The organism is Streptomyces sp. NBC_00091 (assembly GCF_026343185.1).
Classification (GTDB): Bacteria; Actinomycetota; Actinomycetes; order Streptomycetales; family Streptomycetaceae; genus Streptomyces.
The window spans coordinates 591,992-617,373 of the sequence record NZ_JAPEMA010000001.1 but is presented as its reverse complement, the minus strand read 5'-3'; the positions used below and the strand labels follow the sequence as shown (position 1 = coordinate 617,373).

26 protein-coding genes are annotated in these 25,382 nt (G+C 72.4%); 18 read left to right on the top strand and 8 right to left on the bottom strand.

All coding sequences use genetic code 11. The features are described from left to right. Positions 1 to 16 precede the first annotated feature (16 nt). Both OOK34_RS02540 and OOK34_RS02535 read left to right on the top strand, forming a co-directional pair. Complete coding sequence (locus tag OOK34_RS02540; protein ID WP_267032231.1) at positions 17 to 595, top strand: PadR family transcriptional regulator; 579 nt, start codon at positions 17 to 19, stop codon at positions 593 to 595. After that, positions 582 to 1,364: an SGNH/GDSL hydrolase family protein gene (locus OOK34_RS02535; RefSeq protein ID WP_267032230.1), complete on the top strand. Its 783-nt coding sequence runs from the start codon at positions 582 to 584 to the stop codon at positions 1,362 to 1,364. The genes OOK34_RS02540 and OOK34_RS02535 overlap by 14 nt, the downstream gene beginning before the upstream one ends. On the opposite strand, the gene OOK34_RS02530 is transcribed toward OOK34_RS02535, so the two are convergent. Then, the gene (locus OOK34_RS02530) at positions 1,361 to 2,149 is read right to left on the bottom strand and encodes a VOC family protein (protein ID WP_267032229.1); all 789 of its coding nucleotides are present in this window, start codon (positions 2,147 to 2,149) and stop codon (positions 1,361 to 1,363) included. The two genes, OOK34_RS02535 and OOK34_RS02530, sit on opposite strands and share 4 nt — an antisense overlap. Before the next feature lie 176 nt (positions 2,150 to 2,325). On the opposite strand from OOK34_RS02530, the gene OOK34_RS02525 reads away from it, so the two are divergent. Continuing rightward, positions 2,326 to 3,159, top strand: a complete 834-nt coding sequence (locus tag OOK34_RS02525; protein ID WP_267032228.1) for a sulfurtransferase — start codon at positions 2,326 to 2,328, stop codon at positions 3,157 to 3,159. Positions 3,160 to 3,242: 83 nt separating this feature from the next. On the opposite strand, the gene sepH is transcribed toward OOK34_RS02525, so the two are convergent. After that, a complete protein-coding gene (gene sepH / locus OOK34_RS02520; RefSeq protein ID WP_267032227.1) occupies positions 3,243 to 4,274 on the bottom strand; it encodes a septation protein SepH in 1,032 nt (343 codons plus the stop codon). Between the two features lie 539 nt (positions 4,275 to 4,813). On the opposite strand from sepH, the gene OOK34_RS02515 reads away from it, so the two are divergent. Then, complete coding sequence (locus OOK34_RS02515; protein ID WP_267032226.1) at positions 4,814 to 5,650, top strand: hypothetical protein; 837 nt, start codon at positions 4,814 to 4,816, stop codon at positions 5,648 to 5,650. A gap of 7 nt (positions 5,651 to 5,657) precedes the next feature. Here the strand turns inward: OOK34_RS02515 and OOK34_RS02510 are convergent, their stop codons facing one another. Continuing rightward, a complete protein-coding gene (locus OOK34_RS02510) occupies positions 5,658 to 6,992 on the bottom strand; it encodes a D-arabinono-1,4-lactone oxidase (protein WP_267032225.1) in 1,335 nt (444 codons plus the stop codon). After that, positions 6,937 to 8,199 carry an MFS transporter gene (locus OOK34_RS02505; RefSeq protein ID WP_267032224.1) on the bottom strand — a complete coding sequence of 421 codons (1,263 nt, stop codon included), beginning with the start codon at positions 8,197 to 8,199 and terminating at the stop codon, positions 6,937 to 6,939. The genes OOK34_RS02510 and OOK34_RS02505 overlap by 56 nt, the downstream gene beginning before the upstream one ends. A gap of 168 nt (positions 8,200 to 8,367) precedes the next feature. Between OOK34_RS02505 and OOK34_RS02500 the strand changes: the two genes are divergently transcribed. Further along, entirely contained in the window at positions 8,368 to 9,528 is a 1,161-nt protein-coding gene (locus tag OOK34_RS02500) for a ferrochelatase (RefSeq protein ID WP_267032223.1), read from the top strand. Between the two features lie 15 nt (positions 9,529 to 9,543). Further along, positions 9,544 to 10,347, top strand: a complete 804-nt coding sequence (locus OOK34_RS02495) for an inositol monophosphatase family protein (protein ID WP_267036594.1) — start codon at positions 9,544 to 9,546, stop codon at positions 10,345 to 10,347. A 136-nt stretch (positions 10,348 to 10,483) separates the two neighbouring features. Here OOK34_RS02495 and OOK34_RS02490 read toward each other — a convergent pair whose 3' ends face one another. Continuing rightward, positions 10,484 to 10,651, bottom strand: coding sequence for a hypothetical protein (locus OOK34_RS02490; protein WP_164720975.1), 168 nt, complete (start codon positions 10,649 to 10,651; stop codon positions 10,484 to 10,486). 262 nt (positions 10,652 to 10,913) lie between these two features. Here OOK34_RS02490 and OOK34_RS02485 point away from each other — a divergent pair, with 262 nt between their 5' ends. From OOK34_RS02485 to OOK34_RS02470, 4 genes are all read left to right on the top strand, one after another. Further along, on the top strand, positions 10,914 to 11,567 hold the full coding sequence (locus OOK34_RS02485; protein WP_267032222.1) for a response regulator transcription factor: 654 nt from the start codon (positions 10,914 to 10,916) through the stop codon (positions 11,565 to 11,567). Between the two features lie 4 nt (positions 11,568 to 11,571). After that, on the top strand, positions 11,572 to 12,816 hold the full coding sequence (locus OOK34_RS02480; RefSeq protein ID WP_267032221.1) for a HAMP domain-containing sensor histidine kinase: 1,245 nt from the start codon (positions 11,572 to 11,574) through the stop codon (positions 12,814 to 12,816). Positions 12,817 to 13,201: 385 nt separating this feature from the next. Beyond that, positions 13,202 to 13,498 (top strand): DUF4193 domain-containing protein, encoded by a 297-nt coding sequence (locus OOK34_RS02475; protein ID WP_267032220.1) that lies wholly within the window; start codon positions 13,202 to 13,204, stop codon positions 13,496 to 13,498. 8 nt (positions 13,499 to 13,506) lie between these two features. Continuing rightward, positions 13,507 to 14,442 carry a hypothetical protein gene (locus OOK34_RS02470; RefSeq protein ID WP_267032219.1) on the top strand — a complete coding sequence of 312 codons (936 nt, stop codon included), beginning with the start codon at positions 13,507 to 13,509 and terminating at the stop codon, positions 14,440 to 14,442. Between the two features lie 132 nt (positions 14,443 to 14,574). Here the strand turns inward: OOK34_RS02470 and OOK34_RS02465 are convergent, their stop codons facing one another. Continuing rightward, positions 14,575 to 15,045, bottom strand: a complete 471-nt coding sequence (locus OOK34_RS02465; protein ID WP_267032218.1) for a DUF3093 domain-containing protein — start codon at positions 15,043 to 15,045, stop codon at positions 14,575 to 14,577. Positions 15,046 to 15,103: 58 nt separating this feature from the next. Here OOK34_RS02465 and OOK34_RS02460 point away from each other — a divergent pair, with 58 nt between their 5' ends. The 7 genes from OOK34_RS02460 (at position 15,104) to OOK34_RS02430 (ending at position 21,644) form a co-directional block, all read left to right on the top strand. Beyond that, on the top strand, positions 15,104 to 15,688 hold the full coding sequence (locus OOK34_RS02460) for a PaaI family thioesterase (protein WP_267032217.1): 585 nt from the start codon (positions 15,104 to 15,106) through the stop codon (positions 15,686 to 15,688). Continuing rightward, positions 15,688 to 16,224: a dUTP diphosphatase gene (gene dut / locus OOK34_RS02455; RefSeq protein WP_267032216.1), complete on the top strand. Its 537-nt coding sequence runs from the start codon at positions 15,688 to 15,690 to the stop codon at positions 16,222 to 16,224. Before OOK34_RS02460 ends, dut begins: the two co-directional genes overlap by 1 nt. Before the next feature lies 1 nt (position 16,225). Then, the gene (locus OOK34_RS02450; protein WP_267032215.1) at positions 16,226 to 17,005 is read left to right on the top strand and encodes a DUF3710 domain-containing protein; all 780 of its coding nucleotides are present in this window, start codon (positions 16,226 to 16,228) and stop codon (positions 17,003 to 17,005) included. Between the two features lie 173 nt (positions 17,006 to 17,178). Next, positions 17,179 to 19,776, top strand: a complete 2,598-nt coding sequence (locus OOK34_RS02445; protein WP_267032214.1) for a sensor histidine kinase KdpD — start codon at positions 17,179 to 17,181, stop codon at positions 19,774 to 19,776. Beyond that, entirely contained in the window at positions 19,773 to 20,459 is a 687-nt protein-coding gene (locus OOK34_RS02440; protein ID WP_267032213.1) for a response regulator, read from the top strand. Before OOK34_RS02445 ends, OOK34_RS02440 begins: the two co-directional genes overlap by 4 nt. 24 nt (positions 20,460 to 20,483) lie before the next feature. Continuing rightward, positions 20,484 to 20,903 carry an OB-fold nucleic acid binding domain-containing protein gene (locus OOK34_RS02435; protein ID WP_266783670.1) on the top strand — a complete coding sequence of 140 codons (420 nt, stop codon included), beginning with the start codon at positions 20,484 to 20,486 and terminating at the stop codon, positions 20,901 to 20,903. 3 nt (positions 20,904 to 20,906) lie between these two features. Beyond that, a complete protein-coding gene (locus OOK34_RS02430) occupies positions 20,907 to 21,644 on the top strand; it encodes a DUF3159 domain-containing protein (RefSeq protein ID WP_267032212.1) in 738 nt (245 codons plus the stop codon). Between the two features lie 63 nt (positions 21,645 to 21,707). Here the strand turns inward: OOK34_RS02430 and OOK34_RS02425 are convergent, their stop codons facing one another. Next, entirely contained in the window at positions 21,708 to 22,370 is a 663-nt protein-coding gene (locus OOK34_RS02425; protein WP_267032211.1) for a TrkA family potassium uptake protein, read from the bottom strand. Continuing rightward, entirely contained in the window at positions 22,367 to 23,035 is a 669-nt protein-coding gene (locus OOK34_RS02420; protein WP_267032210.1) for a TrkA family potassium uptake protein, read from the bottom strand. Before OOK34_RS02420 ends, OOK34_RS02425 begins: the two co-directional genes overlap by 4 nt. 210 nt (positions 23,036 to 23,245) lie before the next feature. Here OOK34_RS02420 and OOK34_RS02415 point away from each other — a divergent pair, with 210 nt between their 5' ends. Continuing rightward, on the top strand, positions 23,246 to 25,300 hold the full coding sequence (locus tag OOK34_RS02415) for an APC family permease (protein WP_267032209.1): 2,055 nt from the start codon (positions 23,246 to 23,248) through the stop codon (positions 25,298 to 25,300). Positions 25,301 to 25,382 lie beyond the last annotated feature (82 nt).

The following is a 25,382-nucleotide window of genomic DNA, read 5'->3' as shown; positions in this document are numbered from 1 at the left end:
GGAAGAGGGAGCGGCCATGGCCTTGCGGCACGCGGTACTGGCGGCGCTGCTCGACGGCGAGTACAGCGGATACCAGCTGGCGAAGGCCTTCGACATCAGCGTCGCGAACTTCTGGCACGCCCTGCCCCAGCAGCTCTACGCGGAACTGGCGAGGCTGGAGGCGGACGGGCTGGTCGAGGGCCGGGAGGTGGTGCAGGAGAGCCGGCCCAACAAGCGGCTGTTCCAGGTCACCGACGCCGGCCGCGCCGAACTGGAGCGGTTCGCCGGGGCCGCCCCCAAGCCCTCCTCCATCCGCGACGACCTCCTCGTCAAGGTCCAGAACGCCGACCGCATCGGCACGGCGCCGGTGATCGAGCAGCTCGAGGCGCGGGCCACCGCCGCCGAGGCCAAGATCGAACTGCTTGGCAAGCTGCTGCGGAACATGCGCGGGGACATGGACGAGGAGGAGTACCTGCTGCGGGGCGAGCGGATCGGCGGGTACCTGACCTGCCTGCGCGGCCTGGCCTTCGAGCAGGGCCACCGGGACTGGTGCCTGCGGACCGCGGACGTGCTGAGGAAGAGGAAGAGGACGGGGAGCAACCGTGCGGAACGATGAGTACCTGCGCTACGTCGCCCTGGGCGACAGCCAGACCGAAGGGCTCGGAGACGGGAACGACACGGTGGGCCTGCGGGGCTTCGCCGACCGGCTCGCCGGGCACCTCGCGGCGGGCGCCCCCGGGTTGCGGTACGCCAACCTCGCCGTCCGGGGCCGCCTCGCCGGACAGGTCCGTACCGAACAGCTGGTGCCCGCACTGGAGTTGCGGCCCGACGTGGCCACCGTGGTCGCCGGGGTCAACGACGTGCTCCGGCCCCGGTTCGACGCCGCCGAGGTGGCGGGGGAGCTGGAGGAGATGTTCGCCGCGCTGACGGCCGCCGGGGCCCGGGTGGCGACGGTGACCTTCCCCGACGTGGCGCGGATCGCGCCCCTGGCCCGGCCGCTGGGCCCCCGCGTGGCCGAGCTCAACACCCGCATCCGCGCCGCCGCCGCCCGCCACGGGGTCGTCGTCGCCGAGACCGGCCGGGCGGCCGTCGCCACCGACCCGCGCCTGTGGACCGCCGACCGGCTCCACGCCAGTCCCCTCGGCCACGCCCGGATCGCCGCGGCCCTGGCCGAGGCCCTGGACCTGCCGGGCAGCGACAGCGCCTGGACGCACCCCCTGCCGCCCCGGCCGGCCCGCACGGGCGCCCAGGCCGCCGCGGCGGAGCTGGCCTGGCTGGCCGGGTTCCTCGGCCCCTGGCTCGGCCGCCGGCTGCGCGGCACCTCCTCGGGCGACGGCCGCACCGCCAAGCGTCCCCAGCTGCTGCCGCTCCAGGGCCGCGGCTAGGCCGAGGCCGTCCGCAGCAGGGCGAAGACCGCTCCCTCCGGGTCCGCGACCAGGGCCAGCCGGCCCGTGATCCGCTCCCGGGGCGGGGTGAGGACCCGGCCGCCCAGCTCGGTCACCCGGGCGGCCGCCAGGTCGGGGTCCTCCACCTCGAAGTACGTCATCCAGTGCGGCCCCCGGTCGTGCGGCAGCGACCGGCCGACCCCGTGCACCGCGGCGACCGGCCGGCCGTCCAGGCGCAGGGTCAGGTAGTCGAAGTCGGCGGAGGCCGCCGGGTGCCGCTCGGCCTCGTGGCCGAAGACGTGCTGGTAGAACTTGCCCACCGTCGAGGTGTCCTGGGTGACCAGCTCGTTCCACACCGGGGTGCCCGCCACCCCCGTCCGACGGGCGCCCAGGTGCCCGTCGGTCTGCCAGATCCCGAAGATCGCGCCCAGCGGGTCGGAGCAGATCGCCATCCGGCCCGCCGCCCCCGCGTCGAGCGGGCCCACCGCGACCGTGCCCCCGCAGGACCGGATCGCCTCCGCGGTGCAGTCGGCGTCGTCGGTGGCGAAATACGTGGTCCACGCCACCGGAAGGTGGCGGTCCGGCGGCATCTCGCCGATGCCGGCGACCTCCACGCCGTCGAGGAACGCCCGGACGCCCGGGCCGAGCTGGGTGGGGCCGGGCTCGTACTCCCAGCCGAAGAGGTCGGCGTAGAAGTCCTCCGTGCTCCCGAGGCCGTGCACCATCAGGCTCTCCCAGCACGGTGTGCCGGGCGCGAGCCGCGAAGCCCCCGCTGCCTCCGTCATGTCAGCCGTCTCCTGCCGTCGTGTCCCTGTTCCCCGCAGATGCTTCCACTCCGCGGCACCCGGCGCGTCCCGACCGGCCGCATGATCGGGGCGCGGAACAGAGATGACCGAATCACTGCGGCCCGTCGATGTCCGGCTTGTTACACGGGTTCGAGGGTGGGGAGGAAGATGGGCCCATGACTGCGATCCTCTCGGCCTCCGAACTGATGAGCGAGCTGGCCGCTCCCCGGCCGCCGGTGCTCCTGGACGTCCGCTGGCAGCTGGGCGGCCCCGACCAGCGCCCCGCCTACGAGGCCGGGCACCTGCCCGGCGCCGTGTACGTCGACCTCGACCGCGAACTGGCAGGTCCGCCGGGGGCCGGCGGCCGCCACCCGCTGCCCGACCCGGAGGCCTTCGGCGCCGTGATGCGCCGGGCCGGGGTGCGCGCCGGCGAACCGGTGGTCGTGTACGACGGCGGTCAGGGCTGGGCGGCCGCCCGCGCCTGGTGGCTGCTGCGCTGGACGGGCCACCCGGCGGTGCGCGTACTTGACGGCGGCCTGGCCGCGTGGACGGCGGCGGGCGGCGCGGTGACTGCCCACGCACCGACACCGGACGAGGGCGATTTCAAGCCAAACCCCGGGGCGCTGGGGCTGCTGGACGCCGACGAGGCGGCGGCACTGGCCCGCTCGGGACTGCTGCTCGACGCGCGGGCGGGGGAGCGCTACCGCGGCGAGGTCGAGCCGATCGACCGGGTCGGCGGGCACATCCCGGGCGCGGTGTCGGCCCCGACCACGGAGAACGTCGGCCCGGGCGGACTCTTCCGGCCGGCCGGGGAACTGCGCGCCCGGTTCGCGGAGTTGGGTGCCTCGGGGGACACCGAGGTGGGTGTGTACTGCGGTTCGGGCGTCTCCGGAGCGCACGAGGTGCTCGCGCTCGCGGTGGCGGGCATCCCCGCCGCCCTCTACGCCGGCAGCTGGTCGCAGTGGTCCTCGGACCCGGAGCGCCCCGTGGCCACGGGCCCGAACCCCTGACGGGCCCGGGCGCCTGACGCGGCGGCAGCCGGTGGCACCCCTCGGGGGGCCACCGGACGGCCGCTCCTGCCGCTGCTCTGCCGCTACTCCTGTTTCTTGCGCCGGGTGCCGAAGACGATCTCGTCCCAGCTGGGCACCGCGGCCCGGCGCCCCGGCCGGACCCCGTCGGCCTCGGCCTGGCGGTCGGTGGTGCCGGTCAGCCGCTCGCGGTGGCCCGCCACCGTGCGCGGCATGAGTACGTCCGCGTACGCCGCACCGGCGCCGGCCGATGCCGCCGCGGCCGGGGGCTCCTCGGTCTCGGACTCCTCGGCGGGCGCCTCGGTACGGTCCGGGACCACCAGGTCGCCCCGGAAGCTCGGCACCGCCTCCAGCAGGCTGGTCAGCGTGTCCCGTTCCTCCTCGGGCTCCGGCGCGGGCGGCGGGGCGGGCCGGCTCTCGGGCCGTTCCAGCTGCCGGTCGAGCGCGCGGTCCAGCGGCCGGTCCCGCGGCAGCCGGGCGATCCTCGGCACGAAGGGGAAGCTCGGCTCGGGGGTCGACGGCAGGTCGTCGGCCTCGCCGATCAGGGAGCGGGCCTCGTCGTCCACCGCGACGACCAGCCGGCGCGGCGGGTCGTACGTCCAGCTCGCCGAGTGCGGTTCGGCGGCCACCCGGTAGACGAGCAGGACCTCCCAGGTGCCGTCGTCGCGGCGCCAGGAGTCCCACAGCACGGAGTCCTTGTCGGCCCCGCGCAGCGTGAGGCGCTCCTGCACGGCCTCCCCGAGCTGCGGCCCGGTGTTCTCGCCGGGGCGGCGTACGGGGGTCTTGCGGGCCCGCTCCGCCATGAAGGCGCGCTCGGCCAGCACGGGACCCTCGAAGCGGCGTACCCGGTCGACCGGGATGCCGGCGAGCTGCGCGACCTCCTCCGCGGAGGCACCGGCCCGTATGCGGGCCTGGATGTCGCGGGGGCGGAGGTGGCTCTCCACCTCGATCTCGATCTGGTTCAGGCGCGCGCGGTCGTTGCGTACGGCAGCCCGCAGCCGCTCGTCGATCGGAAGCGTGTACTCCGTGCTGTCGGCAGCCTTGAGCACCAGTCGTGTGCCGTCATTTGAGACGGCCACGACACGCAGTTCGGGCATGGGGACCTCCCGGGTGGTGCCTGCCGACGTCACGTGCGTCGCTGCTTCCGCTAGTCGAGTGTGGCCTGCCCGGGTGCAGCCTGCCACAACCTTGCCGAGTTAAACCGGCGTGTCGGGCATGCGCCCTTGATCGACGTTATGGCACGGTTACCTGTTGGGCACGCACAGTGACCGAGTGGTTACTGTGCGCAGCAGGAGCCCGTGCGATACCGCGGCATCACCGGTCTTGAGTGCCGCTTCTCCATCAGCCGGCCCCCTCTCCCGGGGTCCGGACATCCGCAAGGAAGGACGGTCCCAGGGCTCGTCACAGTACTCCATTCGGGCCACCCGGGTGGACCGCCGCGCCGCCGAACTTGTCCCGGGCGGCGCGAGTTGGGCTGCCCGGAATCAGGTCCATTTCCGGATCCACCTGCGTACGCGCTCGTTTTCGGGTGTCCTGCTTCACAGAATCCGCAGAAACGGAACTTTCCGTTTCGCTCAGGGGTCGGTAACTGCAGGAAGAGGAGAGGCGCGAGAGGCGGGACACGCAGGGGATGGCGATGGGTCAGAACACGGCGAAGGAAGCCCGGGCGGACGGTACGGCGAACCCGGACGGTACGGCGAATCCGGAGGAGCCGCGGCGCAAGAAGCTGGACCTGAGCGTGACCCAGGTCGCGGGCAGCTCCCTCGCCACCGTCGCGGCGGCCCTGCTCGCCTCGAAGATGGGCGTGTACGGGACGATCCTCGGCGCCGGCGTGGTCAGCGTGGTGGCCACCGCCGGCGGGCCCGTGATCCAGCACGTCTTCCGGCGCACCGGGGACCAGCTGCGCGAGAGCGCCCGCCCCAGGGCCCGTCAGGTGCCGTCGCCGGAAGCCGGGCCGGGGCCCGCGGCCGCGCCGCCCGGGGAGTTCGGCGAGGCCACCGTGCACGGCACCCGCGTACGGGGCTGGAAGCGCACGGCGGTGGCCTCCGCGGCGGCCTTCGCCCTCGCCGTCGGAGGCCTCGGGGCGTACGAGGCCTTCGCGGGCACCTCGGTCAGCAGCGACGGCCGCACCCTGCTGTCGGCCGGCTCCCGTACGGCCCCCGACCACAAGGGCGCCCCGCCGCAGACCCGCCCGGAGAAGGCCGGCAAGGGCGGCAAGGACCGGGAGGGCCGGCCGGAGCAGGAGGCCGAGCGCGGCGGGAAGGACGGGAAGACCCCGGACCCCGGGACCTCCCCGAGCCCCTCCCGCTCGCAGGGCGGCCAGAGCCCCGCCCCCACCGCCTCCGGTTCGGGGGAGCCCACCCCCGGCCCGTCGCCCTCTGGGCACACCCCGACCGCAGGCCCCACCCCGGGAGCGAGCGGCGGGGCCACCCCGGGCGCGGGCGGCCAGGAGCAGGGGGGCGGCGCCCCCTGAGCGGGGGTCAGCCCCCGAGGACCCGCCTCAGGTAGTCGTTGCCGAACAGCCGGTCCGGGTCCAGCCGGTCCCGCAGCGCGGTGAACTCGCCGAAGCGCGGGTAGGCCCCGGCGAGGTACTCCGCGTCCCGGGTGTGCACCTTGCCCCAGTGCGGCCGTCCCCCGTGGGCGGTGAAGATCCGCTCGGCCGCCGTGAAGTAGGCCTGGTACGGGGTGCCCTTGTACATGTGCACCGCGATGTAGGCCGTGTCCCGCCCCGAGGCCGTGGACAGCGTGATGTCGTCCGCCGGAGCCGTCCGCACCTCCACCGGGAAGCTGATCCGCAGGGGGGAGCGGCCGACCATCGCCTTGAGCTCCCGCAGGGCCTCGATGGCCCGCTCGCGCGGAAGGGCGTACTCCATCTCCACGAACCGCACCCGGCGCGGGCTGGTGAACACCTTGTACGGGATGTCCGTGTACGTACGCGCCGACAGGGCGCGGCTGGCGAGGCGGGCGATGGAGGGGATGGCCGCCGGGACCGCGCGGCCCAGGGAGTTGACGGCCTGGAAGAGACCGTTGGACAGCAGTTCGTCCTCGACCCAGGCGCTGACCGGGCCGGGCGGGGCGGCGGGGCCCTGGCTGCGGTTGTTGCGCTTGGTGTTGCAGTTGCCGGTGTGCGGGAACCAGTAGAACTCGAAGTGCTCGTTCTCCGCGACGTGCTGGTCGAACTCGGATGCCACCTGGTCGAAGCGCATCGGCTCCTCACGGGCGGTCAGGAAGAAGAGCGGCTCCACCGCGAAGGTGATGGAGGTGACGATGCCCAGGGCTCCGATGCCGAGCCGGGCGGCGGCGAAGACCTCGGGATTCTCCTTCTCGGAGCAGGTCGTCAGCCGGCCGTCCGCGGTGACCAGCTCCAGCGCGCGGATCTGGGCGGCGATGGAGGCCGAGTCGCGGCCGGTGCCGTGGGTGCCCGTGCTGGTGGCGCCGGAGACCGTCTGCTCCATGATGTCGCCCATGTTCGTGAGCGAGAGGCCCTGGCGGGCCAGGTCCCGGTTCAGGTCCTCCAGGACGGTGCCGGCCGCCACCGTCACGGTGCCGGCGGCCCGGTCGACCGACAGGATCCCGGTCAGCGCCTGAGGCCGTACGAGCACCCCGTCCGTCGCCGCCGCCGCGGTGAAGGAGTGGCCGGTGCCGACCGCCTTCACCCGCAGCCCCTCCTCGGCGGCCCGGCGTACCACCTCCTGGAGCTCCCCGACCGAGGCCGGGGTCACCACGCGCGTGGGCGTGGCGCTGACGTTGCCCGCCCAGTTACGCCACGCGGCCGGTCCGTTCTTCGCTGTTGTTGCTGTCCCCGACGTCGCCATCGCTGGCAGGCTCCTCCCCTTGCGCCGGCCTCGTCAGCCGGCGGTAACCCGCGAACGCCACCGCCGCCGCGGCCACTCCCGAGGAGATCGAGACGACGAACCCGCGCTGGGCCCCGGCGGCGTCGATGACCAGACCGGTCACCGAGGAGCCGACCGCCACCCCGACCGCCAGGCCGGTGCTGATCCAGGTCATGCCCTCGGTGAGCTTCGCGCGTGGTACGTGCGCTTCGATCAGGGCCATCGTGGTGATCATCGTGGGAGCGATGGCGAGGCCCGAGACGAAGAGCGCCACGGCCAGAAACGGAAGGTTCCCGGCCAGTAGGAGGGGGATCATACTCACGGCCATCGCACATATGCCCAGTACCCAGCGGCGTTCGGTCCGGCCCTTGAGGTGGAGCAGGCCGAAGACGATGCCGGCCAGGCAGGATCCGGCCGCCCAGATGGCCAGGATGAAGCTGGCCGCGGCCTTGTGCCCCTGCTCCTCGGCGAAGGCCAGGGTGGACACGTCGATGGACCCGAAGATCGCGCCGGTCGCCACGAAGGTGGCCGTCAGCACCTGGAGGCCGGGGGCGCGCAGGGCCGAGGCGCGGTCCGCGTCCCGGCCGCGCGGGTGCGGGGCCGGCTCGGTGGAGCGCTGCGCGGTCAGCAGCCAGACGCCGACGAGCAGGCAGACGGCCGCGATCACCGGCCCGGCCTCGGGGAACCAGGTGGTGGACAGCCCGATGGCGAGGATCGGGCCGAAGATGAAGCAGACCTCGTCCACCACGGACTCGAAGGAGTACGCGGTGTGCAGCTCGCGCGGGGAGTCGCGGTAGAGCACGGTCCAGCGGGCGCGGACCATCGAGCCGACGCTCGGTACGCAGCCCGCGACGGCGGCGCACACGAAGAGCGTCCAGTCGGGGAGGCCGTTCGCCGCGGCGAGCACCAGGGCGGTGACGGCGGCGACGGAGATCAGGGTCGCGGGGCGCAGCACCCGCCGCTGCCCGTACTGGTCCACGAGCCGGGAGACCAGGGGGCCGACGAAGGCGGCGGCGAGGGCGAGGGTGCCGGTGAGGGCGCTGGCCATCGCGTAGCGTCCGGTGATCTCCGAGATCATCGTGAGGATGCCGACGCCCACCATGGAGATCGGCAGCCGGCCTATGAGGCCGGCGGCGCTGAACCCCTTGGTGCCGGGGGCCGCGAAGATCGCGCGGTAGGGACTGGGCAAGGTCGCTCCGTAAGGGACGGCATAGGCCCATACAGGTTACGACTGCCGACAAGGCGCCCGCATGGGGAAAAATCAACGGTGGAACTTAGGGTTACCTTACCTACGCCGTGTCCGTGATGCGGACCGGCCGGTTCTCCCCGGCAGACGCCGGGTGGCAGGATTCGACGCATGTCAGACCAGCTCCGTGCCCCCGACGCGCCCGCGGCCGAAGCCCTCGCCGCCCCCTACGACGCCCTGCTGCTGCTGTCCTTCGGCGGCCCCGAGGGCCCCGACGACGTCGTGCCGTTCCTGGAGAACGTCACCCGCGGGCGGGGCATCCCGCGCGAGCGGCTCAAGGAGGTCGGGCAGCACTACTTCGGATTCGGCGGGGTCAGCCCGATCAACGGGCAGAACCGCGAGCTGCTGGACGCCCTGCGCAAGGACTTCGCCGAGCACGGGCTGGACCTGCCGGTGTACTGGGGCAACCGGAACTGGGCCCCCTACCTGACCGACGTGCTGCGGGAGATGGCCGCCGATGGCCGCCGCCGCATCGCCGTCCTCGCGACCAGCGCCTACGCCTCGTACTCGGGCTGCCGCCAGTACCGCGAGAACCTCGCCGACGCGCTGGCCGCCCTCGCCGAGGAGGGCGTGGCCGAGCTGCCCCGGGTGGACAAGCTGCGGCACTACTTCAACCACCCCGGTTTCGTGCAGCCCATGATCGACGGGGTGCTCGCCGCGCTGGACTCCCTGCCGGCCGAAGTGCGCGGCGGGGCGCACCTGGTCTTCACCACGCACTCCATCCCGAACGCCGCGGCCGACACCTCGGGTCCGGCCGAGGAGCACGGCGAGGGCGGGGCGTACGTCAGGCAGCACCTGGACGTCGCGAAGGTGATCGCCGACGCGGTGCGGGCGCAGACGTGCACCGGGCTGCCCTGGGAGCTGGTCTACCAGTCCCGCAGCGGCGCCCCGCACATCCCCTGGCTGGAGCCGGACGTCTGCGACCACCTGGAGGCCCTGCACGGGGCCGGGGCGCCGGCGGCGGTGATGGTGCCGATCGGCTTCGTCTCGGACCACATGGAGGTCCTGTACGACCTCGACACCGAGGCCACGGCCAAGGCCGCGGAACTGGGCCTGCCCGTCGCCCGGTCGGCGACGGTCGGTGCGGACCCCCGCTTCGCGGCGGCCGTGCGCGACCTCGTGCTGGAGCGGGCCGCCACCGAGCGCGGTGACACCGTGGAGCGGTGCGCGCTGGGCCTGCTCGGCCCGAGCCACGACCTGTGCGCCGTGGGCTGCTGCCCGGCGCGGACGCCCCGGCCGGCGGCCGCGGGCGCGGACAGCCCGTACGCGTAGGGGAAAGGGACCGTGATGATTTCTGCGGAGCTGACGGCGGAACTGCTGGACGTGGGCCTGGAGGCCGCCCGGCGGGCCGGGGAGCTGCTGCGCGACGGGAGACCGGCCGATCTGGCGGTGGCCGCGACGAAGACCAGCCCGATCGACGTGGTGACCGAGATGGACATCGCCGCCGAGAAGCTGATCACCGGCATCCTCGCCGAGCGGCGGCCCGAGGACGGGCTGCTGGGCGAGGAGGGCGCGGACGTACCGGGCACGAGCGGGGTGCGCTGGGTCGTCGACCCGCTGGACGGCACCGTGAACTACCTCTACGGGCTGCCCGGCTGGGGCGTGTCCATCGCGGCCGAGTACCGGGGCGAGACGGTGGTGGGCGTCGTGGCGGCGCCGCTGCGCGGGGAGACGTACCACGCGGTGCTCGGCGGCGGGGCCTGGATGGGCGGGCGCCGGCTCGGGTGCCGGGCGGACGTGCCGCTGGACCAGGCGCTGGTCGCCACCGGGTTCGGGTACGTCCAGACCCGGCGGGCCCACCAGGCCGAGGTCGCCCGGCAGATCATCCCGCTGGTGCGGGACATCCGGCGCGCCGGCTCGGCGGCGCTCGACCTGTGCGATGTCGCGGCCGGGCGCCTCGACGGGTACTGGGAGCGCGGGCTGAACCCCTGGGACCTCGCGGCGGGCGAGCTGATCGCCCGCGAGGCGGGGGCCCTGACCGGCGGGCGGCCCTCCGAGCCGGCCTCGGGGGAACTGGCGCTGGCGGCCTCCCCGGCGGTCTTCGCCTCGCTCCAGCCGCTGCTGGAGGAAGCCGGAGCCTGGCACGACTGACGGCACGACTGACGGCACGACTGACGGCACGACTGACGGCACGGCACGGCACAGCACGGCACAGCACCGGACCCCGGGCGCCTGGGAGGCGGCCGGGGTCCGGTGGATGCGCTGTGAGCTCGTAGGTGCCGTCGGGTCAGGCGGCGGAGACCGGAACGCCGTGCTCTGCGGCGAGCCGCTGGAGATCTTCCAGCTCGGCCTGTTCCACATCCGCGAGGTAGTCGTCGCCCGTCTCACGGGCCTTGCTGAGGTCCGACTGCGTGGCCTTGATGCGCTGCAGGAGACCCGCGGTGAATGCGTCCATGGTGGGTGCGCCCCCTCTGCGTGGGTCGGCGGCGGGAGAGCACGGAGCAGTCCGCCGCGTCAGGGTGTGGTTGGGGTGTGCTGTCGTCCTCCCCGGCACCCTGGGCCCAGAAACCTCGTAAGGCGAGGGAATCCTCAATTCCACCCCCGCACACCCGTCCCGGACGGGCCCCAGGGCGCCTTACAGCCGGTTTACGGCCGAAACCGGCAGGATGGAGGCGCAATACACGTGTGCCCTTCTGGGCTCGAAGGAAGGAAACGACGTGCGCGTACTCGTCGTCGAGGACGAGCAGCTGCTCGCCGATGCGGTGGCCACCGGCCTGCGCCGGGAGGCCATGGCCGTGGACGTCGTGTACGACGGCGCCGCGGCCCTGGAGCGCGTCGGGGTGAACGACTACGACGTGGTCGTGCTCGACCGGGACCTTCCGCTGGTGCACGGTGACGACGTCTGCCGGAAGATCATCGAACTGGGCATGCCCACCCGCGTGCTCATGCTCACCGCCTCCGGTGACGTCAGCGACCGCGTCGAGGGCCTCGAACTGGGGGCCGACGACTATCTGCCCAAGCCCTTCGCCTTCAGCGAGCTGACCGCCCGCGTGCGCGCCCTCGGGCGGCGTACGACCGTCGCGCTGCCGCCCGTACTGGAGCGGGCCGGCATCAAGCTGGACCCGAACCGGCGCGAGGTGTTCCGCGAGGGCCGGGAGGTGCAGCTGGCGCCCAAGGAGTTCGCGGTGCTGGAGGTGCTCATGCGCAGCGAGGGGACCGTGGTGTCCGCCGAGCAGCTGCTGGAGAAGGCCTGGGACGAGAACACCGACCCGTTCACCAACGTGGTCCGGGTGACCGTGATGACGCTGCGCCGCAAGCTCGGGGAGCCGCCCGTCATCGTGACCGTGCCCGGCTCCGGATACCGGATCTGACCCGGTGGCCGCGACCCCGGCGCCACCGGCGGCGCCACCGAAACCGACCTGGGACCCCGGCCAGCCCGAGGGTCCTTTCCCTTGGCTGAGGCCCACGATCCGGATACGCCTCACGCTGCTGTACGGCGGCATGTTCCTGATCGCCGGGATCCTGCTGCTCTCGATCATCTACCTGCTGGCCGCGCAGGCCCTGCGGGAGGGCAACGCGCTCCCGTTCAAGATCGTCGGCGGCCAGAAGGTCGAGGTCTCCAGCACCACCTGCTCCGGCGTGGGCATCGACCAGTCGATCGACCAGTTCAACGCCGCGATCGGGCAGTGCATCCTCGACCAGCGCAAGCACGCCCTGGACGACCTGCTCAGCCGCTCCCTGATGGCCCTGCTGGGCCTGAGCGTCATCGCCTTCGCCTTCGGCTACGCGATGGCCGGCCGGGTGCTCTCGCCGCTGGGCAAGATCACCCGGACCGCCCGCCGGGTGGTCGGCTCCGACCTGACCCGGCGGATCGAGCTGGACGGGCCGGACGACGAGCTGAAGGAGCTCGCCGACACCTTCGACGAGATGCTCGACCGCCTGGAGCGGGCCTTCACGGCCCAGCAGCGCTTCGTGGCCAACGCCTCGCACGAGCTGCGGACCCCGCTGGCCATCAACCGGACGCTGCTCGAGGTCCACCTCTCGGACCCCGGAGCGCCCGTGGAGCTCCAGCAGCTGGGCAAGACGCTGCTGGCCACCAACGAGCGCAGCGAGCAGCTGGTCGAAGGGCTGCTGCTGCTGGCCCGCAGCGAGAACCAGATCGTCGAGCGAAAACCGGTCGACCTGGCGGAGGTCGCCTCGCGCGCCATCGACCAGGCCCGCGGGGAGGCCCTCGGCAAGGGCGTGGAGATCCGCGGCGAGCGCGCCCTGGCCGTGGTCCAGGGCAACGGCGTACTGCTCGAGCGGATCGCCCTCAACCTGGTGCAGAACGCCGTCCGGTACAACGTGCCGGAGGGCGGCTGGGTGGAGGTCACGACCGAGGTCCAGCACGGCCAGGCGGTGCTCCTCGTTTCGAACACGGGTCCCGTGGTTCCCGCGTACGAGGTGGACAACCTCTTCGAGCCCTTCAGACGGCTGCGTACCGAGCGCACGGGCAGTGACAAGGGTGTGGGGCTCGGTCTGTCGATCGCGCGCTCCGTGGCGCGCGCACACGGCGGCCGCATCCTCGCGACCCCCCGGGAGGGCGGTGGCCTCGTGATGCGTGTCACGTTGCCCCTTTGATCCACCCGGGGCCCTGTTCGCCGTCAGCAGAACGGAAGGGGGCGCCCGTGGACGGCTCCTGTGTGATCGATCACAGTGTCGAGTGTCGGGTCATGTGCGTTCTGTGACCCAAGGGAGGCCGGAAAGCCCGGGAAGTCCGGGTTTCCGGCCCCCCTGATGGCGGGAAATACACGGGGTGGCGTTCGTGCAAGACGGCCCCCGGACCGTGTACGGTCCCGCTCGACATCCCAGCCACAAGGGCCTTCGGGCATGCGGCTGGGTGTCGATTGAGTAACAGACCTTGATGTGAGGCAAAATCTCCGCCTCAGGTCGGGCACAAGTCCGGCCTCTCGCGCGTTACGTGCGCTGAGACACCGCTAAATCCCAGAGGGGGAGAGCGAACAAAATGGCAACGGACTACGACACCCCACGCAAGACCGACGACGACGTCGACAACGACAGCATTGAAGAGCTGAAGGCCCGGCGCAGCGAGAAGTCGTCCTCGAACGTAGACGTCGAGGACTTCGACGGCGCCGAGAGCCTCGAGCTGCCCGGTGCGGACCTCTCCAATGAGGAGCTGGCCGTCCGGGTGCTGCCCAAGCAGGCCGATGAGTTCACCTGCACGAGCTGCTTCCTGGTTCACCACCGCAGCCAGCTGGCGCGGGAGAAGAACGGTCAGCCGATCTGTCGCGACTGCGACTGAGGACGGCCGTGACCGGCTCGACGCCGTTTCGGAAGCTGCGCTTCCGGAAATCCGGCGATCCGGAGGTGCAGGCTCAGGCGGTGGCCAAGGGCCCGGAAACGGGCCCCGGAGCTCCCGGCGGCCGGCCCTTCGGGACGACTGTCGTGCCGTCCGACACCGCTGAGGCGGTGCCGCCGGCCACAGTGGCGGACGAGGAGTCCCGGGGCAGGCCCGGGGCGCGTCGGATGCAAGCCGTCAAGAACGGTGTGCGCAAGGGCGGCGAGAGTGCGAGAGCCGCCGCCCTGTACATCACCGACCGAATCATCGAGAACGCCCCGCGCGTTCCGGTACGGGACCTCGCGACGCTGCGCGCGCAGTTCCCGGGCCTCGGTCCCGATCAGCTGGCCGACAAGCTGATCACCGGGGCCGCCAACGGCACCTCCACCGTGGGCGCGGGCATCGGCGCCGCGGCCATGCTTCCCGTGCCGCCCGCGATGCCGGCGGAGCTGGCCGCGGAGATCACCGGCGTCGCCGCGATCGAGCTGAAGCTCATCGCCGAGCTGCACGAGGTCTACGGGCAGCGCCCGCCGGGCGCCCTGAAGGACCGCAGCCTCGCCTACCTGACGTCCTGGACCCAGGAGCGCGGGATCGACCTGACCAAGCCGACGACGCTGAACGCGGCGCTGGGCGGTCAGATGAAGCGCGAGCTGCGCCAGCAGATCATGAAGCGGATGATCCGCAACCTGCCGAACCTCATGCCCTTCATGGTGGGCGCGGCCGTAGGAGCGGTCATGAACCGCCGGGACACCAGGAAACTCGCCGAGAAGGTGCGTGCTGACCTGCGGCGCCGGGCCGTGCCCTGGGAAGCCCTGGCGGAGCTCCAGCCCCTTGACGCCCCCTCCCAGGCCCTTCCCGGGGTCACCAGGGCCGCACTGGAGGGTCCGGACCCGGGCGCTCGCGGCTGAGCCCGACCGGCGGACCCCCGTCCCGGACCCCGCCGTCCCGGACCCCGCCGCCCGGGATCTCTCCGCCCGGGATCTCTCCGCCCGGGATCTCTCCGCCCGGGATCTCTCCGCCCCGGGCGCGCCCGCCGGGACTCAGGCGCCGGCGGGGACGTTCTTCGCCGCGCGGATGGCGGCCGCCAGGGCCTGGGGCTCGCGCGTGGAGACGTACACGTACGGGGTCGGGTCCGCCGGGTCCGTGACCTCCACCCGGACCGCCGTGGGGACGTAGCTGCGCATCAGCATGAAGGCGCGGGTGTCGGCCTTGTACGTGCGCCAGGCGCGGGCCTCCTCCGCCTCCAGCACCTCGGGCTCGCCCAGGGCCGTCACCGGGATCCGGGCGTCACCCGCGGCCAGCGCGCCGTTCACCACGCGCACGCGCGCGGAACCGTACGAGCTCACCAGCATCCCCGTCAGCGCGGCGCCGCCGACCAGCCCCGCCAGCAGCGGCAGGGTCCCGAGCGGCAGCAGCATCAGCGCGCACGCCAGACCGGTCAGCGCGGCGATGCCCCACCAGGAGCGGGGGGCGGAGAGGCGTTCGTCGTGGTGCGCGGGGGAGAGCTGCATGAGCCCAAGCCTCCCACGAGGCGACCGGCGGGTAGCCGCGCGGGTAAGGTCAGCGGCTGTGAGTGGACGAAACACAGCGTTGACGCCCCCGGCCGACGCCACCGCGCCGGTCCGGCACCCCGATGCCCCGGCGCCCGGTGAGCTGCTCGGCGCGCACTACGAACACTGTTTCGGCTGCGGCGGGGGCCAGTCGCACGGGCTCCATCTGGAGGCCCGCGCGGGTGAGGGCGTACGCGTCACCGCGGAGTTCACCGTCAGGCCCGCCCACCAGGGCGCGCCCGGTCTCGCCCACGGCGGCGTGCTGGCCACCGCGCTCGACGAGACGCTGGGCTCCCTGAACTGGCTGCTGCGCGTCATCGCGGTGACCGGACGGCTGGAGACCGACTTCGTGCGGCCCGTGCCCGTGGACACCGTGCTGTACCTGGAGGCCGAGGTCACCGCCGTCGCGGGCCGGAAGATCTACTGCACGGCGGTGGGCCGGATAGGCGGCGCGGACGGCCCCGTCGCCGTCCGCGCGGACGCGCTCTTCATCGAGGTGAAGGTCGACCACTTCATCGACAACGGTCGGCCCGAGGAGATCCGGGCGGCGATGGCCGACCCGGACCAGGTCAGGCGCGCACGCGCCTTCGAGGTGAACCCCTGATGTCCCAGAACAACCACGCTCCCGTCGACGTGCTGATCCGCCGCGTCGACCCCGAGGTGCCCCTTCCCGCCTACGGCCACCCCGGCGACGCCGGCTGCGACCTGGTGACCACCGTGGCCGCCGAGCTGGAGCCGGGGGAGCGGGCCGTACTGCCCACCGGCGTCTCCATCGCCCTCCCCGACGGGTACGCCGCCTTCGTGCACCCGCGCTCCGGCCTGGCCGCTCGCTGCGGGCTCGCGCTCGTGAATGCCCCGGGGACGGTGGATGCCGGGTACCGTGGGGAAATCAAGGTGATCGTGGTCAATCTCGACCCGCGCGAGAGCGTGCGGTTCGAGCGTTTCGACCGCATTGCCCAGCTGGTTGTCCAGCGGGTCGAGAAGGTGCGCTTCCACGAGGTGGCGGAGCTTCCCGGCTCGGCCCGGGCCGACGGGGGGTTCGGCTCTACCGGCGGTCATGCGGCCGTGGCCGGATCCGGGGCTGGTCAGCAGGGTGGGAATGGCTACGCTTCGGTCGTATCCGACCGGGAAGGACAGTGACGTGTTCGGACGTCGCAAGAAGAACGATTCCGCCAAGGACGGCGGCGCGGCCGAGCAGGTCGTGGACCGCGTGGCCGGCGATGAGCGCGACGGCGGCGACGACTCCGCCGCGCCGCGCCGGCTGAACCTGCCCCCGGCCCCGCGGCCCGACGGCCCCTGGGACGTCTCCGAGGTGCTCGGCAACCCGGCCGACGGCCGGGTCGACCTGGGCGGCATCCTCGTACCCGGTGTCGAGGGCATGGAGCTGCGCGTCGAGGTCGCCGGTGACGCGATCGTGGCCGCCACCGTGGTCCTCGGCGACAGCGCCGTGCAGCTGCAGGCCTTCGCCGCGCCCAAGAAGGAGGGCATCTGGGGCGAGGTCCGCGACGAGATCGCCTCGGGCATCACCCAGCAGGGCGGCATCATCGACGAGGTCGACGGCCCGCTGGGCTGGGAGCTGCGCGCGCAGGTCCCCGTACCGCTGCCCGACGGCCAGACCGGCGCCCAGCTGGTGCGCTTCGTCGGCGTCGACGGCCCGCGCTGGTTCCTGCGCGGTGTCATCTCCGGCCAGGGCGCGGTGCGCCCCGAGTCGGCCGGCGTGCTGGAGCAGATCTTCCGGGACACCGTCGTCCTGCGCGGCGACGGCCCGATGGCCCCGCGCGACCCGATCGTCCTGAAGCTGCCGAACGACGCCCAGATGGTGCCGGACGGCGTGCAGACGGCCGAGGACCAGGAGGGCTCGCGCTTCGGCGGCGGCATGGGCCAGCTGGAGCGCGGTCCGGAGATCACCGAGGTCCGCTGACCCGGACCCGGCACAGGGCGGTTTTCCGCCGGTGGGCCCCGATCCCTTCACGGGCGGGGCCCACCGGCATGCCCGGGTGCGGCGCCGCAGGCGGGTGTCAGGGATGTGTCAGGGATGTCCGTCCGGCACCACTTCGGTGCGTGAACAGCAGGAACGTCCCCGAGAATGGGCGCATGGGACGCGGCAGGCTAAGGATTCATCTGGGCGCGGCACCCGGTGTGGGCAAAACGTACGCCATGCTCTCGGAGGGCCACCGCCGCGTGGAGCGGGGCACGGACTGCGTCGTCGGCTTCGTCGAGCACCACGGGCGGCCGCGGACCGAGGTCATGCTGCACGGCCTGGAGCAGGTGCCCCGGCGGGAGCTGTCCTACCGGGGGGCCGCCTTCACGGAGATGGACGTGGACGCGGTGCTCGCCCGCCGCCCCGCCGTGGCCCTGGTGGACGAGCTCGCGCACACGAACGTCCCCGGCTCGCGCAACGCGAAGCGCTGGCAGGACGTGGAGGAGCTGCTGCGGGCCGGGATCGACGTGGTGTCCACCGTGAACATCCAGCACCTGGAGTCCCTCGGGGACGTGGTCGAGACGATCACCGGGGTGCGCCAGCGCGAGACGGTGCCGGACGAGGTGGTGCGGCGGGCCGACCAGATCGAGCTGGTCGACATGTCCCCGCAGGCCCTGCGCCGGCGCATGGCGCACGGCAACATCTACAAGTCCGACCGGGTCGACGCGGCCCTCTCCAACTACTTCCGGCCCGGCAACCTCACCGCGCTGCGCGAGCTGGCGCTGCTGTGGGTCGCCGACCGGGCCGACGAGTACCTCCAGCAGTACCGGGGCGAGCACGGCATCCACTCCACCTGGCAGGCGCGCGAGCGGATCGTCGTGGGGCTCACCGGCGGGCCCGAGGGGCGCACCCTGATCCGCCGGGCCTCGCGGATGGCCGCCAAGGGATCCGGCAGCGAGATCCTCGCCGTCTACATCGCCCGCAGCGACGGGCTGACCTCGGCCTCCCCCAAGGAGCTGGCGGTCCAGCGGACCCTGGTCGAGGATCTCGGCGGAACGTTTCACCATGTCATTGGCGACAACGTCCCCGAGGCCCTCCTCGCCTTCGCCCGGGGGATTAACGCCACCCAGATCGTGCTGGGCTCCAGCCGCCGCAAGCACTGGCAGTACGTCCTGGGGCCCGGGGTGGGCGCCACCGTCGCCCGGGACTCGGGGCCCGACCTCGACGTGCACATCGTCACCCACGAGGAGGTCGCCAAGGGGCGCGGGCTGCCCGTGGCCCGCTCGGCGGCCCGGCTCGGGCGGACCCGGATCATCACCGGCTGGGTCGTCGGCATCCTCTGCCCCGCCCTGCTGGCCGTCCTGCTGACCCATGTGAACGCCGACCCGGGCCTGGCCAACGAGATGCTGCTGTTCCTCTCGCTGACCGTGGCCGCCGCCCTGCTGGGCGGGCGCTGGCCGGCGCTGGCCTCGGCCGCCTTCGGCTCCCTGCTGCTGAACTACTTCTTCGCACCGCCGGTCCACCGGTTCACCGTGTCCGATCCGAAGAACATCGTGGCCATCTCGGTCTTCTTCGGGGTGGCCGTCTCGGTGGCCTCGGTGGTGGACCTGGCCGCCCGGCGCACGCACCAGGCCGCGCGGCTGCGGGCCGAGTCCGAGATCCTCTCCTTCCTGGCCGGGAGCGTGCTGCGCGGCGAGACCGCCCTGGACGCGCTGCTGGAGCGGGTGCGCGAGACCTTCGCGATGGAGTCGGTGGCCCTGCTGGAGCGGGCGGGCGAGCTCGAGCCCTGGAAGCCGGCCGGCAGCGTCGGCCCGGCCCCGGCGGCCCGCCCCGAGGACGCGGACGTGGACATGCCGATCGGCGACGACATGGCCCTGGCCCTGTCCGGGCGGGTGCTGCCCGCCGAGGACCGCCGGGTGCTCGGCGCCTTCGCCGCCCAGGCCGCGGTGGTGCTGGACCGCCAGCGGCTCGTGGGGGAGGCCGAGGAGGCCCGCCGGCTGGCCGAGGGCAACCGGATCCGGACCGCCCTGCTGGCCGCCGTCAGCCATGACCTGCGTACGCCCCTGGCCTCCATCAAGGCCTCCGTCAGCTCCCTGCGCTCCGACGACGTGGACTGGTCCGAGGAGGACCGGGCCGAGCTGCTCGCGGGCATCGAGCACGGCGCCGACCGGCTCGACCACCTGGTGGGCAACCTGCTCGACATGTCCCGGCTGCAGACCGGCACCGTGACCCCCCTGATCCGGGAGATCGACCTCGACGAGGTGGTCCCGATGGCGCTGGGCGGCGTACCGGAGGACAGCGTGGTGCTGGACGTGCCGGAGAGCCTGCCGATGGTGGCGGTGGACCCGGGGCTGCTGGAGCGGACCGTGGCCAACGTGGTGGAGAACGCCGTCAAGTACAGCCCCCTCGGGGAGCCGGTGCTGGTCGCGGCCAGCTTCCTCGGCGACCGGGTCGAGGTGCGCGTCGTCGACCGGGGGCCCGGGGTCCCGGACGAGGCCAAGGACCGGATCTTCGCCCCGTTCCAGCGGCACGGGGACGCCCCGCGCGGCGCCGGGGTGGGCCTGGGACTGGCGGTGGCCCGGGGCTTCGCCGAGTCCATGGACGGCACCCTCGCCGCCGAGGACACCCCCGGGGGCGGGCTGACCATGGTGCTCACCCTGCGCGCGGTCACCCGCGCCCGCCCGCCGGACCCCGCCGCGGCGCAGCCCCCGGAGCAGGAAACGACCGCAACCGGGGACCGCCCCGAACGACAGAAAGCAGGACCTCAATGACCCGGGTGCTCGTAGTGGACGACGAGCCGCAGATCGTCCGAGCCCTCGTGATCAACCTCAAGGCGCGCCGCTACGAGGTCGACGCGGCCGCGGACGGGGCGGGCGCCCTGGAACTCGCGGCCGCCCGCCACCCCGACGTGGTCGTCCTCGACCTCGGCCTGCCCGACATGGACGGGGTCGAGGTGATCAGGGGGCTCCGCGGCTGGACCCGGGTGCCGATCCTGGTGCTCTCCGCCCGGCACAGCTCCGACGAGAAGGTCGAGGCCCTCGACGCCGGCGCCGACGACTACGTCACCAAGCCCTTCGGCATGGACGAGCTTCTGGCCCGGCTGCGCGCCGCCGTCCGCCGGGCCGAGCCGTCCGCCGGGACGGGCGAGGACGAGGTGGTCGTCGAGACCGAGGGGTTCACGGTGGACCTCGCCGCCAAGAAGGCGGTGCGCGAGGGGCGCGACGTACGCCTCACTCCCACCGAGTGGCACCTGCTGGAGGTGCTGGTGCGCAACAGCGGGAAGCTGGTCAGCCAGAAGCAGCTCCTCCAGGAGGTCTGGGGGCCCTCGTACGGGACGGAGACCAACTACCTGCGGGTCTACATGGCCCAGCTGCGCCGCAAGCTGGAGGCGGACCCCTCGCACCCCCGGCACTTCATCACCGAACCGGGCATGGGCTACCGCTTCGAGAGGTAGTGGGGGCGCCGGTAGGCTTCCTGTATGAGTGCTGAACCGCGTCCCGAGAAGCCCGCGAAACCGGTCAGGCCGGCGGGCCGGTTCCGCCGGATGATAGAGCGGCTGTCCACCTCCCAGGAGGAGCTGCATTCGGCGGAACTGCAGGAGGACGCAGAAGCCGCGGGGTGCACGCGGATCTGCGACTGCCACGACCGTCAGATAGTGAAGGTGACCGGAACCCTCCGTACCGTCACCCTCCGGCCGCGAGCGGGCGTGCCCGCCCTGGAGGCCGAACTGTTCGACGGATCGGCCGCGCTGGACGTGGTGTGGCTCGGGCGTCGCTCGATCGTGGGAATCGAACCGGGGCGGCGCATGATCGCTTCGGGGCGGATCTCGATGAGCCACGGGCGCCGGGTCCTCTTCAACCCGAAGTACGAACTCCGACCGCTCGGACAGGAGCACTGACCGGTGACGTCACTCGACCGACCGACCACCCCGGACCCTGACGCGGCGCCCTCCGCCGACCAGAAGGCCGTGACGCAGGCGGCGCTCTTCGATGCCTTCGGCGGCATCCGGGGCACCGTGGAGACGATGCTCCCCGGCCTGCTCTTCGTGATGATCTACACCATCAACAAGGACGTGAAGCTGTCGGCGATCGCGGCGGGCGCGGTCGCCGTGCTGCTGGTGATCGTGCGGCTGCTGCGCAAGGACACCGTCAAGCACGCCTTCAGCGGGGTCTTCGGCGTGGGCGTGGGCGTGGCCTTCGCCCTCTTCACGGGCAGCGCCAAGGGCTTCTACCTGCCCGGCATGATCTACGGCGTCGGCCTGGGCGTGGCCTTCACGGTCTCGGCGCTGGTGGGGTTCCCGCTGCTGGGGGTGGTCCTGGGGCCGGTCTTCAAGGAGAACCTGTCCTGGCGCACCCGCAACCCGGGGCGCAAGAAGGCGTACACCAAGGCCAGCCTGGCCTGGGGCCTGATCTTCCTCGCCAAGTACGCGATCCTCTTCCCGCTGTACTGGTGGGGCGACGCGACGCAGCTGGGCTGGGTGCTGATCGCGCTGAAGCTCCCGCCGATGGTGCTGGCCGTGTACTTCACCTGGGTCTTCCTGGCGAAGGCGCCGCCGCCGATCGACGTGATCGCCGAGTACGAGGCCGAGGAGGCCGCCGAGAAGGCGGCCAAGGCGGCAGCCCGGGAGCGGGGGGTCTGAGACCCCGGGGAGCATGCGGAAGGGGCGGGGCGACCATCGAGGTCACCCCGCCCCTTCGCGTTGTCAGCGGCGGGCCTGGAGGAGTTCCTCCAGCTGCTCCTCGCGGGCCTGGGCGGCCACGAAGAGGAGCTCGTCGCCCGGCTCCAGGGTCTCCTCGCCGTGCGGGGTGAGCACCCGGTTGCCGCGGATGATCGTGACCAGGGAGGTGTCCTCCGGCCAGGAGATCTCGCTGATCTGGGTGCCCGCGACCGAGGAGTCGGCCGGCAGGGTCAGTTCGACGAGGTTGGCGTCGCCGTGGCTGAAGCGCAGCAGGCGCACCAGGTCGCCGACGCTGACGGCCTCTTCGACCAGGGCCGACATCAGGCGCGGCGTGGAGACCGCGACGTCGACGCCCCAGGACTCGTTGAAGAGCCACTCGTTCTTCGGGTTGTTCACCCGGGCCACCACGCGCGGGACCCCGTACTCGGTCTTCGCGAGCAGGGAGACGACCAGGTTGACCTTGTCGTCGCCCGTCGCGGCGATGACCACGTTGCAGCGCTGGAGCGCCGCCTCGTCGAGCGAGGTGATCTCGCAGGCGTCGGCCAGCAGCCACTCGGCCTGCGGCACCCGCTCCACCGAGATGGCGGTCGGCGCCTTGTCCACGAGGAGCACCTCGTGGCCGTTCTCCAGCAGTTCTCCGGCGATGGAGCGGCCCACGGCCCCGGCTCCGGCGATCGCGACCCTCATGCGTGTGCCTCCTCGGGACCTTCGGCGAAGGCCGCCTCGACCTTGTCGATCTCGTCCGTGCGCATCATCACGTGGACGAGGTCGCCCTCCTGGAGGACGGTCTGCGAAGTCGGCAGCATCGCTTCGCCCAGGCGGGTGAGGAACGCGACACGGACGCCGGTCTCCTCCTGGAGCTGGCTGACCTTGTGCCCGATCCAGGCGGCGGAGGCGTGCACCTCCGCGAGCTGCACGCCGCCGCTCGGGTCGCGCCACAGCGGCTCCGAGCCCGAGGGCAGCAGCCGGCGCAGCATCTGGTCCGCGGTCCACCGTACGGTCGCGACGGTGGGGATCCCGAGGCGCTGGTAGACCTCGGCGCGCTTGGGGTCGTAGATACGGGCGGCGACGTTCTCGACGCCGAACATCTCACGGGCCACGCGGGCGGCGATGATGTTGGAATTGTCACCACTGCTGACCGCGGCGAAGGCGCCCGCTTCCTCGATCCCGGCCTCCCGCAGGGTGTCCTGGTCGAATCCGACACCGGTGACGCGGCGGCCGCCGAAGGAAGCCCCGAGCCGACGGAATGCGGTGGGGTCCTGGTCGACGACGGCGACCGTATGCCCCTGCTGCTCCAAGGTCTGCGCGAGAGCGGAACCCACTCTTCCGCAGCCCATAATGACGATGTGCACGGCCGTCCTTCCGGCTGACAGCGGCTCGCTGGTTTCCAGCCTCATTGCATGCTCTGGCTAAACAGGGTCTCAGACCATGGCCCAAGCTACACACGGGCGGTCACCAGTGTGACCATTTGGGGTCCACGCGGTGCCTCATTGGCGGCGCATTGGTGCGGATCCGGGGCAGGGGGTTCGTCAGTCAGATTTCGAACGCTTACGATCCTCTGCGTGTCCAAACTGACCGACGTGCCCAAACGGATCCTGATCGGCCGGGCGCTGCGCAGCGACCGCCTCGGGGAAACTCTCCTCCCCAAGCGGATCGCCCTTCCTGTGTTCGCATCCGACCCCCTCTCCTCAGTGGCATATGCCCCCGGCGAGGTACTGCTGGTCCTGTCCATCGCGGGTGTGTCGGCGTACCACTTCAGCCCCTGGATCGCGGTCGCGGTCGTCGTGCTGATGTTCACCGTGGTCGCCTCCTACCGGCAGAACGTCCACGCGTACCCGAGCGGCGGCGGCGACTACGAGGTGGCCAACACCAACCTCGGACCCAAAGCGGGCCTCACCGTGGCGAGCGCCCTGCTCGTCGACTACGTCCTCACCGTTGCCGTCTCGATTTCCTCCGGAGTCGAGAATCTCGGTTCCGCCGTCGATTTCGTCATCGAGCACAAGGTGCTCTCGGCGATCCTGATGATTCTGCTGCTCACGCTGATGAATCTGCGCGGCGTGAAGGAATCCGGGAAGCTCTTCGCCATCCCGACGTACGTGTTCGTCGGCGCCGTGTTCGTCATGATCGCCTGGGGTGCCTGGCGCGGCCTCGTCATGGGCGACTCGATGGAGGCCCCGACCGCCGGTCTGGAGATCAAGGCCGAGCACCAGGGGCTGGCCGGGTTCGCCCTGGTCTTCCTGCTGCTGCGCGCCTTCTCCTCCGGCTGTGCCGCCCTGACCGGTGTCGAGGCGATCAGCAACGGCGTGCCGGCCTTCCGCAAGCCCAAGAGCAAGAACGCCGCCACCACCCTCGCGCTCATGGGCGGCCTGGCCGTCACCATGTTCTGCGGGATCATCGGGCTGGCCATGGCCACCGACGTGAAGATGGCCGAGACCCCCGCGACCAGCCTGCTGGAGAACGGCGTCCCGGTCGGCGACGGGTTCGTCCAGCACCCGGTGATCTCCCAGGTGGCCGAGGCCGTCTTCGGCAGCGGCAGCATCCTGTTCATCGTGCTGGCGACCGCCACCGCGCTCGTCCTGTTCCTGGCCGCCAACACCGCCTACAACGGCTTCCCGCTGCTCGGCTCGATCCTGGCCCAGGACCGCTACCTGCCGCGCCAGCTGCACACCCGCGGCGACCGGCTCGCCTTCTCCAACGGCATCGTGCTCCTGGCGGGCGCCGCCATGCTGCTGGTGTGGATCTACGACGCCGACTCGACCAAGCTGATCCAGCTCTACATCGTCGGCGTGTTCGTCTCCTTCACGCTGAGCCAGATCGGCATGGTCCGGCACTGGAACCGCCACCTGCGGACCGAGCGGGACCAGTCCGCCCGCCGCCGGATGCACCGCTCGCGGGCGATCAACACCTTCGGCGCCTTCTTCACCGGCATGGTCCTGGTCGTCGTCCTGGCCACCAAGTTCACGCACGGAGCCTGGGTCGCCCTGCTGGGCATGCTGATCTTCTACGGCACGATGACCGCGATCCGGAAGCACTACGACCGGGTCGCCACCGAGATCGCCGCCGACGAGGGCCCCAGCGACGACAGCGTGCGGCCCTCCCGGGTCCACTCGATCGTCCTCGTCTCGAAGATCCACAAGCCCACGCTGCGCGCCCTGGCCTTCGCCAAGCTGACCCGCTCGGACACCCTGGAGGCGCTCAGCATCAGCGTCGACCAGGCCGAGACCAAGGCCCTGAGGGTGGAGTGGGAGCGGCGCGGGATCAACGTCCCGCTGAAGATCCTCGACTCGCCCTACCGCGAGATCACCCGCCCGGTGATCGAGTACGTGAAGGGGCTGCGCAGCGAGAACCCGCGCGACGCCGTCAGCGTCTACATCCCCGAGTACGTCGTCGGCCGCTGGTACGAGCACCTCCTGCACAACCAGAGCGCGCTGCGCCTCAAGGGCCGGCTGCTGTTCACGCCCGGCGTGATGGTCACCTCGGTGCCCTACCAGCTGGAGTCCTCGGAGCTCGCCAAGCGGCGGGCCAGGAAGCGCCAGGAGTGGAACGCTCCGGGCGCGGTGCGCCGGGGCCCCGTCGACGCCCCGCGGTCGCGTCCGAAGGACCCGGCGGCCAAGTAGCCCGGCGGGCCGCCGGGACGGGTTGGTGAACGGCCGGACGAGATCCACGTAAACTGGTGGGTCGGTCGTCCGGCCGTTCCTT

Bases quoted from the DNA above. Each gene is read 5' to 3' on its own strand.
- OOK34_RS02490 (WP_164720975.1), bottom strand. From the start codon at position 10,651: ATGGACGCATTCACCGCGGGTCTCCTGCAGCGCATCAAGGCCACGCAG.
- OOK34_RS02525 (WP_267032228.1), top strand. From the start codon at position 2,326: ATGACTGCGATCCTCTCGGCCTCCGAACTGATGAGCGAGCTGGCCGCT.
- OOK34_RS02425 (WP_267032211.1), bottom strand. From the start codon at position 22,370: ATGAGGGTCGCGATCGCCGGAGCCGGGGCCGTGGGCCGCTCCATCGCC.
- OOK34_RS02530 (WP_267032229.1), bottom strand. From the start codon at position 2,149: ATGACGGAGGCAGCGGGGGCTTCGCGGCTCGCGCCCGGCACACCGTGC.
- OOK34_RS02510 (WP_267032225.1), bottom strand. From the start codon at position 6,992: ATGGCGACGTCGGGGACAGCAACAACAGCGAAGAACGGACCGGCCGCG.
- OOK34_RS02495 (WP_267036594.1), top strand. From the start codon at position 9,544: ATGATTTCTGCGGAGCTGACGGCGGAACTGCTGGACGTGGGCCTGGAG.
- dut (WP_267032216.1), top strand. From the start codon at position 15,688: ATGTCCCAGAACAACCACGCTCCCGTCGACGTGCTGATCCGCCGCGTC.
- OOK34_RS02440 (WP_267032213.1), top strand. From the start codon at position 19,773: ATGACCCGGGTGCTCGTAGTGGACGACGAGCCGCAGATCGTCCGAGCC.
- OOK34_RS02475 (WP_267032220.1), top strand. From the start codon at position 13,202: ATGGCAACGGACTACGACACCCCACGCAAGACCGACGACGACGTCGAC.
- OOK34_RS02435 (WP_266783670.1), top strand. From the start codon at position 20,484: ATGAGTGCTGAACCGCGTCCCGAGAAGCCCGCGAAACCGGTCAGGCCG.
- sepH (WP_267032227.1), bottom strand. From the start codon at position 4,274: ATGCCCGAACTGCGTGTCGTGGCCGTCTCAAATGACGGCACACGACTG.
- OOK34_RS02445 (WP_267032214.1), top strand. From the start codon at position 17,179: ATGGGACGCGGCAGGCTAAGGATTCATCTGGGCGCGGCACCCGGTGTG.
- OOK34_RS02500 (WP_267032223.1), top strand. From the start codon at position 8,368: ATGTCAGACCAGCTCCGTGCCCCCGACGCGCCCGCGGCCGAAGCCCTC.
- OOK34_RS02515 (WP_267032226.1), top strand. From the start codon at position 4,814: ATGGGTCAGAACACGGCGAAGGAAGCCCGGGCGGACGGTACGGCGAAC.
- OOK34_RS02465 (WP_267032218.1), bottom strand. From the start codon at position 15,045: ATGCAGCTCTCCCCCGCGCACCACGACGAACGCCTCTCCGCCCCCCGC.
- OOK34_RS02540 (WP_267032231.1), top strand. From the start codon at position 17: ATGGCCTTGCGGCACGCGGTACTGGCGGCGCTGCTCGACGGCGAGTAC.